The sequence below is a fragment of the Janibacter sp. A1S7 genome (assembly GCF_037198315.1).
Taxonomy (GTDB): Bacteria; Actinomycetota; Actinomycetes; order Actinomycetales; family Dermatophilaceae; genus Janibacter; species Janibacter alittae.
Map to the genome: position 1 here is coordinate 1,303,158 of NZ_CP144913.1, position 12,836 is coordinate 1,315,993.

Consider the following 12,836-nt stretch of genomic DNA (forward strand, 5'->3'; position numbering starts at 1 on the left):
ATCGATGTAGAAGTTTGCGATGGCCAACCCGCTCTTTTCCCAGCCGAGCATCGTCCGTGAGGACCGCCCCGACGGGTCGATCCTCCTGCGGTCGACCGAGCCTCTGTCCGGGTACCCGCCCACGGTCATGCACACCTTCGCGCAGTGGGCGACCACGGACCCCGACCACGTGCTCGTGGCCGAGCGCGACGGCGAGGGGGGCTGGCGGGAGGTCACCTACGGGGAGGCACTCGCCGCGACCCGGTCGATCGGTCAGGCGCTGCTGGATATGGGGCTCGGTCCGCACCGGCCGCTGCTCATGCTGTCCGGCAACGGTGTGGCGCACATGCTCACCGCGATGGGTGCGCTCGGGGTGGGCATTCCGATCGCACCGACGAGCGTCGCCTACTCCCTGCAGTCGCAGGACCACGCCCGGATCAAGCAGATCGCTGAGCTGATCACCCCGGGGGCGGTCTTCGCCGACGACGGCTCCGCCTTCTCGAAGGCGATCGGTGCGCTCGGGGACATGCCGAGGATCGTTGCCGCCGGCGAGGGGGACCGCACCCTCGACGAGCTGCGCGCGATCGAGCCGACCGAGGCGGTGGACGCCGCCTTCGCTGCCCTGACGCACGACTCCCTGGCCAAGATCCAGTTCACCTCCGGATCGACCGGTTCACCGAAGGGCGTCCAGGTCACCCACGGGATGTGGTCGGCGAACCAGCAGATGATGCGCGAGGTGTGGCCCTTCCTGTCGCAGGAGCGGCCGGTCATCGTCGACTGGCTGCCGTGGAGCCACACCTTCGGGGGCAACCACAACGTCGGGATGGTGCTGGTCAACGGGGGCACGTTGTACATCGACGGGGGCCGCCCGGCGCCCGGCCTCTTCGACACGACCCTGCGCAACGTCGCCGAGCACCCGCCGACCATCTACTTCAACGTCCCGGCCGGATTCGCCCAGCTCATCCCCACGCTGGAGAACGACGCCGAGTTCGCGGCGACCTTCTTCTCCCGACTCCGCCTGGTCTTCAACGCGGCTGCCGCGCTCCCGCCCGCTCTGCGTCAGCGGATGCGTGCGGTGGCGGAGACGACGACCGGCCATCCGGTCGCCATCACCGGGTCATGGGGTCTGACCGAGACGGCGCCCGCCGTGACCAACGCCCACTACGACTTCGACGAGTCGGGCAACATCGGCGTCCCGATCCCCGGCGCCGAGGTCAAGCTCGCCCCGGCCGGGGACGCCTACGAGATCCGCGCCCGCGGCCCGATGGTCACTCCCGGCTACTTCGCACGACCGGACCTGACGAAGGAGGCCTTCGACGAGGAGGGGTACTACAAGACCGGCGATGCCGTGGTCCCGGCCGATCCGGACGACCCGAACCGAGGTCTGCTGTTCCGCGGCCGCCTGGCCGAGGACTTCAAGCTCGACACCGGCACCTTCGTGCGGGTCGGGGCCGTGCGCACCGCCTTGTTGTCGTCGTGCCCCCTGCTGGCGGACGCCGTCATCACGGGCGAGAGCGCCTCCGAGGTGTGTGCGCTGGCCTGGACCAACGCCGCCGAGATCAGTGGGCTCCTGGGCCGCGAGGCCACGGTCGAGGACGAGGTCGTCGTCGACCCCGACCTGAGCGGGCACATCGCCAAGGCGCTGGCAGACCACAACGGTCGCGCCGGTACCGCGGGGCAGATCCGGCGACTCCTGCTGATGGCACGGCCGGCGGATCTCGACTCGGGGGAGATCACCGACAAGGGATACGTCAACCAACGCAAGGTCCGCGAGGTACGTGCCCACCTCGTCGACCGCCTCTACGCCCCCACCGACGGCGACGCCGCCGTCATCACGTCAGGAGACCGCCCATGAAGCTCACCGATGTCGCCATCCCCGCCGGGATGGTGTGGAGTTCCCCCTTCGCCAAGTGGCAGGGAAGCCTGTCCGGGCTCTCGAGCCTCGACGTGGCCGCGGCCGTCACGACCCGCGCCCTAAGGGAGCGCAGCGTCGAGGTCGACCGCCTGACGGCACTGACCCTCGGCTGGTCGGTGCCGCAGCCGGACATCTTCTACGGCGGGCCGCTCCTGGCCGCCCGGATCGGTGCCGAGGGCCTGACCGGCCCGATGGTCAGCCAGGCGTGCGCGACGTCCGTCGCCGCGCTGCAGGCCGCGGCCACCACCGTCACCGACGGGGACGTGCACCTCGTCGTCGCCACGGACCGCACCAGCAACGGCCCGATACTGGTCTACCCGAACCCGACCGGTCAGGGTGGGGCGCCGCAGACCACCCACTGGGTGCTGGACAGCTTCGCGCGGGACCCGTGGGCGGGTCGGAGCATGATCGCCGCGGGCGACCGCGTGGGTCGCGACGGGGGCTTCACCCGTGAGCAGGCGGACGAGCTGAAGGCGCTGCGCTACCAGCAGTACGCCTCCTCGCTCGCCGACGACCGCGCCTTCCAGAAGCGGTACATGGTGCCGATCGAGGTCGGCAGCGGCCGGCGCGCAGTCAGCCTGGAGGCGGACGAGGGGATCCGCCCGGCCGATCGCGAGGCGATGGCCGGCCTGAAGACCGTCGATCCCGAGGGGATCCACACCTTCGCGACCCAGACACACCCGGCCGACGGCTGCGCCGGCGCAGTCGTCACCACTCCCGGGACGGCACGCGAGCTCTCCGGAGGCGAAGGGGTGGTCACCCTCCTGGCCACCGGCACCTCGCGGGTGGGGAAGTCCCAGATGCCCCAGGCGCCCGTTCCCGCTGCCTCGGCCGCACTCGCGGACGCAGGTCTGGGGATCGACGACGTGGACCTCGTGACGACGCACAACCCGTTCGCGGTCAACGACCTCTACTTCGCCCGCGAGACCGGGTTCCCGCTGGAGCGGATGAACGTCCGTGGGTCCAGCCTCGTCTTCGGCCACCCGCAGGGGCCGACCGGGCTGCGCTCCATCGCCGAGCTCGTCGAGGAGCTGCGTGCCCGCGGCGGCGGCGTGGGGCTCTTCACCGGGTGTGCGGCCGGGGACACCGGGATGGCACTGGTGGTGCGGGTGGAGGACTGACGAGCCCGAGTCGCCGCCGTTCGTGGTGTCCCGTCAGTGCGCCGGTGCGCCGAGCACGTCGGCGAAGCGCGCCACAGCCTCCGCACCGACGATGTCGGCGTCCAGCAGGGGCAGCTGAACCACCGGCACGTCGGGAAGCCCCTCGCGCAGCGCCGTCAGGTGCGCCTCCTCCTGGGCACGTCGGGCACCGAGGAAGTCCCCGCGGTCTCCGGGGGAGCGCTTGTTGACCACGAGCCCGGCGACGTCGACGCCGGTGCGTTCCAGCTGCGCGTGCAACTCGATGGTTTCCAGCACGGGCAACCGCTCGGCGGTGAGCACGATGAGGAAGGCGGTGCGCTGAGCGTCCTGCAGAACCTCACGCAGCCGGGCGAAGCGCGTCTGCCGGCGCACGAGGATGCGGCGGATCTCCTGGTCACGTCGTCCGCGACGGTCCCGCGTCGCGGTGCGTCCTTCCCGATCGCCCAGCAGGGTGACGCCCGGGTCGTCGGGGTCGTCACCGCCGAGGCCACGCAGTGCCGCCCCGAACTTCTCCGAGCGGTCCTGCCGCCGCAGCAGCCCCTCGGTCCAAGCGGACATCGTCTCCGGGAGGGACATCAGGCGGCTCGTGTGCCCGGAGGGCGCGGTGTCGAAGACGACGAGGTCGTACCTTCCTTCGGCCTCTTCGACGGTCTCGGCGACGCGCTCGAGGACGGCTGCCTCGTGGGTGCCCGGGGCGTCGCGCGCCAGGGCGAGGTGCTTGGTGACCTCGCCGTGCAGGTGCTCGGGCATCAATCGGCGCATCGTCGCCCCGACGGCCGCGAGGTGCTCGTCCGTGGTGCGGGCCGGGTCGATCTCGACCCCGTCCAGATCCTCGGTGAGGCTGACGATCTCGTCCCCGACCGCTCGGTCCCACAGGTGCCCGAGGTTGTGCGCCGGGTCGGTGGAGACGACGAGGGTGCGTCGCCCCCTTCGCGCTGCCGCCAGGGCCAGGGCCGAGGCCACGCTCGTCTTGCCGACCCCGCCCTTGCCCCCGACGAAGAGGACCTGTCGCTGCGCGACGAGGTCTAGCAGCAGCACGAGAACTGGTCCAGCGGCGAGCGGTCCAGACCCATGCGGGTGTGCCACTCGTGCACCCGGTCGTACATCACCGGCAGCAGCTCCGCGGTGTAGTAGCTCGCCGGGTTGGGCACCCCGAGGGCCTCGGACAGCACGAGCATCATGAACAGGTCGTCCTCCTCCTGCTTCGCTCGGGCGAAGGCCTGCCGGTAGGGCCCGTAGTAGAACTCCTTCAGCCCCGCGGAGAAGCGCGCGAACCAGGTCATGACGACCCGTCCCGCGAGATGGAGGCCCGCTCGACCTCCTCGTCGTCGGCGCCCTCACCCTGACGAGCCCGGTTCATCGCACCGACCGACTCGACGATCACCCACACGGCGGCGACGAGGATGATCAGGTCGAGGACCAGCAGCAGCCAGTTGCTGTCGCGGTAGAAGGTGCCCAGCTGGACGAAGAGCGCGTAGACCGTCATGGCCAGCAGGAAGACCATCGGCAGCACGACGGGCACGATCGTCCGCTTCCGGCGCAGCAGCATCACGGCGATGATGCCCAGCGTCAGGCCGGCCATCAACTGGTTGGTCGTGCCGAAGAGCGGCCAGATGAGCAGACCACCCGAGCCGTCCAGTCCGGCGCCGAAGGTCAGGCCCAGCGCGACCGCGACGGCGATGATCGTCGCAGTGCCCTTGCCGACCGTCATACGCATCGCGTCCCCGGCCTCCTGGACGACGAAGCGCTGCAGCCGCACCCCCGTGTCCATGGTGGTCGCGGCGAAGAGCACCGCCATCGTGGCCAGCACGGTCGCGCTCAGGGAGGTCGGCAGGCCGAGGCCGGCGTTCATGATCGAGCCGCCACCGTCGACGAAGGCGGTCACGCCGCCCTCGTTGAAGGCCGAGTAGACGGACTCCCAGTCGGCCAGGGTGCGGAAGCCGGCCGTGGTGGCGATGATCGCACCGAGCGCCAGCAGCCCCTCGCCGACGGCCCCGAAGTAGCCGACGAAGCGGGCGTCGGTCTCCTTGTCCAGCTGCTTGGAGCTGGTGCCGGAGGCGACCATGCCGTGGAAGCCGGAGATGGCGCCGCAGGCGATCGTCACGAAGAGCAGGGGGATCAGGCTCGGCGTGCCCTCCGGGACGTTGCTGTTGAAGGCCGGGGCGACCATGTCGCGGCCCGCCAGGAGCACCGAGCCGTAGAGCAGGCCGAGTCCGATGAAGAGCTGCAGCCCGTTGATGTAGTCACGAGGCTGGAGCAGCAGCCACACCGGCAGGATCGAGGCGATGCCCGCGTAGACGAATAGGATGATGATCCACACCGCGTTGTCGGGCATGCCCATGACCGTCTCGGGCAAGGAGATGGGGAACTGGTTGCCGATGAGGATCAGCGTGTAGAGGGCGACGACACCGATGACGGACACGGCCGCGAGGTTCCACGTGAAGCGGTAAATGGCCTGGCCGATGAGCAGCGCGACGACGATCGCCCCCCAGGTGGGGATGACGGCGGTCGGGGTGCTGATCAGCAGGTTGGCGATGACCACCGCGAAGGCGGCGTTGACCATCAGCAGCAGCAGGAAGATGACCACGAGGAAGAGGTTGGCCCCGCGCGCGCCGATGTAGCGCTCGGACAGTGCGCCGATCGACTTGCCCTTGTTGCGCACGGAGGCCCACAGCGCACCCATGTCGTGCATGCCGGCCATGAAGATCGTGCCGAGCGTGACCCAGAGGAAGGCCGGCAGCCAGCCCCAGATCACGGCGACCGCGGGACCGACGATCGGTGCGGCACCGGCGACGGAGGTGAAGTGGTGGCCCCACAACACGTACTTGTTCGTCGGGACGTAGTCGACACCGTCGGTCAGCTCGTGCGAGGGAGTCGTGAAGTTCGGCTCCAACCGGTAGATGCGGTTGGCCAGGTACTTCGAGTAGAGGACGTAGCCGGCGAGGATCATCGCCACGCCGATGACTGCGAGCAGGACCGAATTCATCGTTGACTCCATTCCAGCGTGTGATGACGATCACTCAAAGGTAGTACCCACGGGGGTGGTCGTGGCGAGGGGGGTCATCGGCCGTCAGCACCCTCGACCGGTGGATACCCTACGGGTGCTCCTCGGTGGTCGGGCGAGTGCTGGTGCCGAGTCCTTCCAGGGTGTCGACGGGCGCCGTCCGCTCGCCGATTCGACCATGGTCATGCACCCGGCCGTGGGTGGAGGATGTGAGCCACAGTCGGGTGGTGCACAGCCGTATCGAGGTGACGGTGGCATGGCGAAGATCAGGTGCGATGGGGTGGGGGAGTTCACGACCTTCCCCGAGGCCGAGTTCCGAGTGTTCGGTGGTGTTCTCGTGCACGCTGTCGGGGCGTGGCACCTCACCAGTGGGGACGTGATCGAGATGGTCGGTCATGGCAAGCCCCTGCTGCACGACGGGCGCCCCGTGGTCCAGCTCGGCGGATGGGCGCCCCCGCCGAGCGATCCGCACGTCATCGGGGAGTTCGACACCGCGTACCGACGCGGGGTTGACGATGTGTAGGGCCAAGCGGTCGGACGCGAGTGCTGACGATGCGGATCTCGACCTGCGCAAGATCGATCGCGAGTACGAGCGCAAGGCCGAGGCTGCGGCGGATGCTGCCGAGGCCGAGCTGAACAAGCTCTTCCACGAGAAGGTCGCCGAAGTGGCCGTGGGGTCGGTGGAGAGGGCCCGCGACAACGCGAAGTTCCTCCAGATCGCGGCCAGTGCGATCTTCGCCGTCTACACGGGCCTGCTGGCTCTCGTGTACTCGGTGACGGACAACCCGCTCCCGCTGCGGGGAGCGTGGGCGGGCGTCTTCATCGGGCTCTCGATCGCCTTTGCGACGGCGTACCTGACCTTCCTGACGAACGGCCCACGGATGCAGATGACTCTGGACCCGCGCGGCGGAGTCCATCGTCAGTATTCGAGAACGGCCGGCCTCATCGCGTGGATCTCCGCGAGCGTGAACCGACGGACGTATGCCATCCGTGCCGCGGTGATCAGCCTGCTCTTCGGGGTGCTCTTCATGACGGCCCCGTTCGTCTCCAGCGCAGTGCCGGTACCGGAGGTACCGAGGCCGACGCCTCCCTCCGTCCCCGAAGAGGTCGATGACGCCTTCACCGGCCCGGCGTTCGAGCTCTTCGAGTCCCAGATCGAGGACTACCGCAACGCCGTCGCTGCCCGCTCGAGTGCGCTGGATGCCGCTGAGGAGGCGGCACGCGAGCGAGCAGATCAAGAGTCGACGCTCAACGAATGGGCGACCTGGTTGGCCGTCCTGGCCCTTGTCGTCGTGCTCCTCGGTCCCGATGCGTACGCGCGGATCGAATCGCGGCGAAACGCTGATGATCCGCAGGTGTCGTCGCGTCGGGTCGAAGGGGGAGGGTAGATGCCCTCTCCTGCGCATCTGCGTGGAGCGGTCCGTTGCTTCGGTGATGGCGCCCGTGATGTCGGTGTTGCCGCGGGTGTGCCACGTTGGTGCCATGGACGTCCTGCCGATGTTTCCCCTCGGGTCGCCGCTGCTGCCGGGCCAGCCCTTGCCGCTGCAGGTCTTCGAGCCTCGTTACCTCGCCATGCTGCGCGACGTCGCGAGCGGTGACGGACGGTTCGGCGTGGTGCTCATCGAGCGGGGGTTCGAGGTCGGTGGAGGGGACGCGCGCTTCTCCGTCGGCTGTGCCGCGCGCATCGAGCAGGCACGGGCCATGCCGGATGGTCGCGTCCGCCTGCTCGCGCGCGGCCGGGAGCGTGTCGAGGTCGTCCGCTGGCTGCCCGATGACCCCTATCCGCGCGCCGAGGTGCGTCGGCTGCCCGACCTCGCGTGGAGCGAGGAGCACACGGCGCTCCTGGCCGGAAGCGAACGCACCGTCCGCCGTGCCCTGACCGTGATGAGTGAGTACCGCTCGCAGGTCTGGTCCGCGGACATCGCGCTCTCCGACGACCCGATCACCCGCGCCTGGCAGCTGGCGTGCATCGCCCCGCTGGGGGCGCTCGACCAACTCGAGCTGCTGCGGTCGTCATCGATCGACGAGCTGCTGGAGACGACAGCACGGCTGACCGCCGAGGCACTGGAACTGCTGCCGCTGCAGCGACCCGATGGGAGTGGGTGAGCTCACCCGCCGAAGCGAAGGGAGCCGCGACGGACCGACCGTCGTGGCCCCCTTCGCCCGTGGTCGGGCTACTCCTGCGTCCGCGCCCGGAACGCCTGTGCGGCGACGTCGGCGGCCGCCTGACCGGTTGCCTGCTCCGGCGCAGCGGACTGCGGATCGCTCGAGGAGGACGGGCCGACCGGACGTCGCCGGGCGCTCTCGCCGGACACCTGCGGCAGCAGCTGCGCCATCAGCAGCGTCGACAGGGCCGAGGTGTCACCGCTGCCGCTGTCGGTGTGCACGATGACCGGACGGGGGGCGTGCTCGGCCAGCGAGGCGCCGACGTCGAGGCGACGCTGGGCCAGCTCGTACTCCAGGACCGCGCGGTTGTCGCGGTAGGCCGTGGCCAGCTGCTCCTGGGCCTTGGCCTCACCCTGGGCGGCGACGAGGTTGGTGCGGGCCCGGGTCTCGATCTCGTAGCGGACCTTCTGCGCCTCGGTCTCGCGCTCCTCGAGCATCTGGGCGACGTCCTTGCGCGCCTTGTTCAGCGAGGCCTGCACCTCGACGACCTTGGCGTCCCGGACCTTCTTCGAGCGCTCCATCTCCATCAGGAGGGTGTCGATCCGGCGCTTGCGCGTCAGGTCCCACTCCTTCTCGTAGGCGACGAGCTCCTTGGCGACCCGCTCGCGCGTGGCCAGGTGCTCCCGGTAGGTGTCGGGCAGCTGCACGTCGGGGATGTTGCAGCCCATGATCTGCACGCCGTAGCGGGTCAGCTGGCGGTTGAGGATGTCCTGCATGTCCTTCACGTCGCTGCCGCGCAGGTCGTAGGCCTGCTCGGTGTGCACCTGGCGGCTGCGCTGTCGGATGGCGTCCTGCACCGAGTTGGCGAGCACGAGGTCGAAGTTGCCGGCGCCGATGGTCTGCACGAAGCGGATCGCGTCGACGATGCGGAAGCGCAGGAAGAACTCGATCGACTTCAACGGCACGTTCTCGTGGGTCGGCGAGGAGAGTACCGGAGCCGTGTAGGGGATCTCCGTGGTCACGTCGACGACGTAGGCCACGCGCGCCCACGGATGCCACAGGTAGTGGCGACCGGGCGAGAGGCCCGGGCCGGAGATCGCACCGAACTTCGTCAGCACGCCGACCGTGCCCTCCTCGATCTCGACGATCGAGGAGCGCCACCACCACAGGGCGGCAAGGAGGACGGAGACGACAGCGACGATGATCGCCAGTCCGCCCAGGCCGCCGTGGTCCGAGGCCATGAGGGCGATGCCGCTGATCAGCGCCCACAGGGCGAACCAGAGCAGCCCGGTCCAGCGCAGACCACGCTTGTCCTTGGGGATGACGACGGGCACGACCGAGCCCGCGTCGCCGCCGCGCAGGAAACGCGCGACGTCGCTCCACGCGGAGACGACCTCCTTGATCGAGCTCATTCCCTGCCCGCGGGAGGCGCGGACGGCCTGCTCCATCATCTGGTCGCTCATGCCTGCTCACCCTCGTTCGTCACGTCGTCCTGCTGCGGGGCCGGCGGGACGTCGGAGGTGACGTCCTCGAGCCGGGAGGCCACCCCTTCGTCGGTCACCGACTGGCGGATCGCGTCGAGGCGCTCATCGCCCTCGACGTCGTACTCGGACTCCGAGGACGGCAGGATCTCCACGTCCGTCTCCTCGGGGGCCTTCAGCAGCTCCTCGATGTCGGCCTCGCGGGAGGAGACGCGCTGCGAGATGTCGCCCTGCCGCGAGCGGATGGCCTCCATGGCCTCGGTGGAGAAGAGCTGCTGGTCCTGACCACCGACGAGCTGACGAGCGATCTGGAGGTAGTCCACGCTCTCGGACTCCTCGCCGATGCGCACGATCTGCGGAAGGGAGGTGGAGACCGACTTCATCTTCTCCAGCATGTCCTGCTGGTAGCGGTAGTCGAGGATCTCCGGCGCGAGCGCCGCGCTGAGCGCCCGGATGTCCAGGGCCTGCGCCTCGAGCAGCGCCGCGTTGGCGTTGGCCTCGGACTGGGACTCGACGAACCGCTGGCGGGCGACCGCCTCGGCGCGGTTGGTCTCGCGCTCCAGTGCGGTGTCCATCTGCGCCTGGTAGCGGGCGATGTCGGCCTGGATCGCGGAGAGGTTCTCGTTGAGCGAGGCGAGGTCCTTGTTCAGGTCACCCTCGTTCTGCTCCTTCTTCAGGTTCAGCTCGTAGTCGTAGGTGTAGGCCTCCTTGGCCACCCGGATCATCTCCGGGGCGGCGAGGTCCATCCGGTACTCCTGCGCCGACGGCTCGGCATGCGTGATGTTGGCCGTCGTCAGCTCCACCGCGGGGGCGAACTGCGCGTTGAGCTGCTCGAGCAGGCGCGAGGTGCTCTCGCCGACGAGGTCGTAGATGCCCGATGCCTCCTGCTCGTAGATCAGCGAGCGCGTGGTCTCGGAGATCGCGTTGTTCAGCTTGTCCTGGAATCCCTGGACGGCACCGAGGACGAAGACGAACTCGCGGGCGCTGACGATGCGGAACTGGAGGAAGAGGTCCACCGACGCCTGGACGCCGGACTTCGTCGGTGCCGAGCGGATCGGGGCGTTGAAGGGGTACTCGCGCGTGGTGTTGACGATGTAGGAGACCCGCTTCCACGGGTTCCACAACGTCACCCGGCCGGGACCGACCTCCGCCTCGACCTTGCCGAAGCGGCTGATCAGGGCGGTGCAGCCCTCGGGGACCATCACCATCCCGTGGCGCCACCACATGAAGGCCGCCGCGGCCACCACGAGCACCCAGTAGTGGATCCCGAAGACGGCCCGGCTGAGCCCGAAGGGCAGCAGGAAGATCGCTCCGACGACACCGATGAACACCAGCAGCACCGCCGGCAGCATCGCCCTGACGCGGCCGCCCTTGGGCATGACCATCGGGGTGATGACGTGCACCGGGCCGTCGGTGCCCATCTCGTACTCGCTGCGGCTGAGCTGCTCGGCGGCCTCGTCCAGGGCGACGTGCTCGGCGTTGATCCGGGTGCCGGCCGACCCCCCTTCGCCCCGGGCCGCGGGGAAGTCCCGCGCGTTGAGGTCGAATCCGGCGTTCTGTGCGCCCTCGGCCGCCTGATTCACCGCCTCGCCCATGCCGGTCGCGTCGGCGACCTGCCGGGCAGTGTCCATGAACTGTTGGGCTCGGTTGCTCAAGCCTTCATCCCCTGCGCGTTGGTCCGGTTGGTGCCGTTCCGATCCTGTCACACGGGGCTTCACGGCGGCCGCGTCCGGTCACCCCAGACCGAGGTCCTTGATGGCCAGCTGCGCGGCGTGGTGGCCGGCCATGCCGTGCGCTCCGGGCCCCGGGGGCGCGGCGGCAGAGCACAGGTAGACCCCGTGGAGGCCGGTCCCGTAGGGGTTGCGGCCCGGGCGCGGCCCGAAAAGGAGCGCTGTGGGTGACTTGGCGCCGGTGAGGATGTCACCGCCGACGTAGTTGGTGTTGCCTGCGGTGAAGTCGGCGGGGCGTGTCACCCTCAGGTCGCGGATGCGCTCTCGCACCCCGGGTGCGAAGCGCTCGATCTGTGCCGTGATGGCCTCCGTCGCATCACCGGTATACCCCGCCGGGACGTGGGCGTAGGCGTAGAGCGGGTGCACGTCGCCGCGGGAACGCGTCGGGTCGGCGACGTACTGCTGACCCAGCAGCACGAATGGACGCTCGGGCATTCGACCCCGGGCGACCGCGCGCTCGTTGGCCAGGATCTCCGCGGGCCCACCACCGAGGTGGACCGTGCCCGCACGGCCGAGCTCGGCGTCGCGCCACGGCACCCCCTGCTCGATCGTGAAATCCACCTTGTACGCCGCGGGGCCGTAGGCGTAGCGACGGTAGGCGCGCACTGTGGCGTCGGGCAGCCGGCCGGCGCAGAGGTTGACCGCTGCCGTGGGGGACAGGTTGAGCATGATCGCGTCGGCGGGCGGCAGCTGGTCCATCGAGGTGACCCGTACTCCGGTCTCGATGGTGCCGCCGAGGTCGACGAGAGCCCGGGCCAGCGCGCCGGTGACCGCCTGGGAGCCACCCACGGCGACGGGCCATCCGTCGTGGTGCCCGGCCGTGAGGATCCCCATGCCGATGGCAGAGGAGACGACCTCTGTGAGCGGACGCATCGCGTGGGCCGCGGTGCCCAGGAACAGCGCCCGTGCCCGCTCGGTGCGAAAGAGGTGGGCGAGCAGTGCGGCCGGCAAGACCGTCGGTGCACCGAAGCGGCCCAGCAGGAGCGGGTGCTTCGGCACGTGGACGACCGGACCCAGGAGGTCCGCGCGCAGGGCGTCGTAGGAGCTCGAGGGGCCCTCGAAGAGCAACCGCCAGCGGTCGCCGTCCCGGCCCAGACCGTCGGCCGTGCGGTCGACCGATCGGTGGAGCAGTGCGGCAGGCGCGTCGTCGAGCGGATGGCCCGCGTCGATCTCCGGCCAAGCCCACTCCAGACCGTAGCGGTCCAGCTCGGCAAGTGCCGGTGAACTGACCGCCATGGGGTGGAACCCCGAGCAGTGGTCGACGATGATCCCCTCACCGAAGGGCTCGAGGCTGCGGGTGCCACCCCCGATCTCGTTCTCGGCCTCGAGCACGGTCACCTGTGCGCCGACCCGGGCCAAGGTCACGGCCGCAGCCAGACCGTTGGGGCCGCTGCCGATCACGATCACGTCAGCCATGGCTCCATGCTAGGGACCCGGCACACCGCGGGAGATGGTCTGCCTGACCGCAGATGACGTGCGGAT

General features: G+C 69.7%; 11 protein-coding genes. 5 read left to right on the forward strand and 6 right to left on the reverse strand.

The genetic code is table 11. The features are described 5' to 3' along the window. The first annotated feature begins 19 nt into the window (after positions 1 to 19). Entirely contained in the window at positions 20 to 1,834 is a 1,815-nt protein-coding gene (locus V1351_RS06255; protein WP_338751782.1) for a feruloyl-CoA synthase, read from the forward strand. Continuing rightward, the gene (locus tag V1351_RS06260; RefSeq protein ID WP_338751784.1) at positions 1,831 to 3,015 is read left to right on the forward strand and encodes a thiolase family protein; all 1,185 of its coding nucleotides are present in this window, start codon (positions 1,831 to 1,833) and stop codon (positions 3,013 to 3,015) included. Before V1351_RS06255 ends, V1351_RS06260 begins: the two co-directional genes overlap by 4 nt. A 33-nt stretch (positions 3,016 to 3,048) precedes the next feature. Here the strand turns inward: V1351_RS06260 and V1351_RS06265 are convergent, their stop codons facing one another. Genes V1351_RS06265 through V1351_RS06275 form a run of 3 tightly spaced genes read right to left on the reverse strand, consistent with a single transcriptional unit; the run spans position 3,049 to position 6,019 of the window. Then, complete coding sequence (locus tag V1351_RS06265) at positions 3,049 to 4,068, reverse strand: ArsA family ATPase (protein ID WP_338752473.1); 1,020 nt, start codon at positions 4,066 to 4,068, stop codon at positions 3,049 to 3,051. Then, entirely contained in the window at positions 4,059 to 4,316 is a 258-nt protein-coding gene (locus V1351_RS06270; protein WP_338751786.1) for a cory-CC-star protein, read from the reverse strand. The genes V1351_RS06265 and V1351_RS06270 overlap by 10 nt, the downstream gene beginning before the upstream one ends. Then, entirely contained in the window at positions 4,313 to 6,019 is a 1,707-nt protein-coding gene (locus tag V1351_RS06275) for a carbon starvation CstA family protein (RefSeq protein WP_338751788.1), read from the reverse strand. Before V1351_RS06275 ends, V1351_RS06270 begins: the two co-directional genes overlap by 4 nt. A 274-nt stretch (positions 6,020 to 6,293) precedes the next feature. Between V1351_RS06275 and V1351_RS06280 the strand changes: the two genes are divergently transcribed. From V1351_RS06280 to V1351_RS06290, 3 genes are all read left to right on the forward strand, one after another. Continuing rightward, complete coding sequence (locus tag V1351_RS06280) at positions 6,294 to 6,560, forward strand: hypothetical protein (RefSeq protein WP_338751790.1); 267 nt, start codon at positions 6,294 to 6,296, stop codon at positions 6,558 to 6,560. Continuing rightward, complete coding sequence (locus V1351_RS06285; RefSeq protein WP_338751792.1) at positions 6,553 to 7,425, forward strand: hypothetical protein; 873 nt, start codon at positions 6,553 to 6,555, stop codon at positions 7,423 to 7,425. The genes V1351_RS06280 and V1351_RS06285 overlap by 8 nt, the downstream gene beginning before the upstream one ends. Positions 7,426 to 7,519: 94 nt before the next feature. After that, positions 7,520 to 8,143 (forward strand): LON peptidase substrate-binding domain-containing protein, encoded by a 624-nt coding sequence (locus tag V1351_RS06290; protein ID WP_338751794.1) that lies wholly within the window; start codon positions 7,520 to 7,522, stop codon positions 8,141 to 8,143. A 68-nt stretch (positions 8,144 to 8,211) separates the two neighbouring features. Here the strand turns inward: V1351_RS06290 and V1351_RS06295 are convergent, their stop codons facing one another. The 3 genes from V1351_RS06295 to V1351_RS06305 all read right to left on the reverse strand — a co-directional run bounded on the left by V1351_RS06295 (position 8,212) and on the right by V1351_RS06305 (position 12,770). Further along, positions 8,212 to 9,606 carry an SPFH domain-containing protein gene (locus V1351_RS06295; protein ID WP_338751796.1) on the reverse strand — a complete coding sequence of 465 codons (1,395 nt, stop codon included), beginning with the start codon at positions 9,604 to 9,606 and terminating at the stop codon, positions 8,212 to 8,214. Then, positions 9,603 to 11,279 carry an SPFH domain-containing protein gene (locus V1351_RS06300; protein ID WP_338751798.1) on the reverse strand — a complete coding sequence of 559 codons (1,677 nt, stop codon included), beginning with the start codon at positions 11,277 to 11,279 and terminating at the stop codon, positions 9,603 to 9,605. The genes V1351_RS06295 and V1351_RS06300 overlap by 4 nt, the downstream gene beginning before the upstream one ends. 78 nt (positions 11,280 to 11,357) lie before the next feature. Beyond that, positions 11,358 to 12,770: a phytoene desaturase family protein gene (locus tag V1351_RS06305; protein ID WP_338751800.1), complete on the reverse strand. Its 1,413-nt coding sequence runs from the start codon at positions 12,768 to 12,770 to the stop codon at positions 11,358 to 11,360. Positions 12,771 to 12,836: the final 66 nt, after the last annotated feature.

What these genes read in the sequence shown, in the direction of transcription:
- V1351_RS06305 (WP_338751800.1), bottom strand. Translation starts at nt 12,770, where the DNA reads ATGGCTGACGTGATCGTGATCGGCAGCGGCCCCAACGGTCTGGCTGCG.
- V1351_RS06275 (WP_338751788.1), bottom strand. Translation starts at nt 6,019, where the DNA reads ATGAATTCGGTCCTGCTCGCAGTCATCGGCGTGGCGATGATCCTCGCC.
- V1351_RS06295 (WP_338751796.1), bottom strand. Translation starts at nt 9,606, where the DNA reads ATGAGCGACCAGATGATGGAGCAGGCCGTCCGCGCCTCCCGCGGGCAG.
- V1351_RS06285 (WP_338751792.1), top strand. Translation starts at nt 6,553, where the DNA reads ATGTGTAGGGCCAAGCGGTCGGACGCGAGTGCTGACGATGCGGATCTC.
- V1351_RS06280 (WP_338751790.1), top strand. Translation starts at nt 6,294, where the DNA reads ATGGCGAAGATCAGGTGCGATGGGGTGGGGGAGTTCACGACCTTCCCC.
- V1351_RS06270 (WP_338751786.1), bottom strand. Translation starts at nt 4,316, where the DNA reads ATGACCTGGTTCGCGCGCTTCTCCGCGGGGCTGAAGGAGTTCTACTAC.
- V1351_RS06255 (WP_338751782.1), top strand. Translation starts at nt 20, where the DNA reads ATGGCCAACCCGCTCTTTTCCCAGCCGAGCATCGTCCGTGAGGACCGC.
- V1351_RS06260 (WP_338751784.1), top strand. Translation starts at nt 1,831, where the DNA reads ATGAAGCTCACCGATGTCGCCATCCCCGCCGGGATGGTGTGGAGTTCC.
- V1351_RS06290 (WP_338751794.1), top strand. Translation starts at nt 7,520, where the DNA reads ATGGACGTCCTGCCGATGTTTCCCCTCGGGTCGCCGCTGCTGCCGGGC.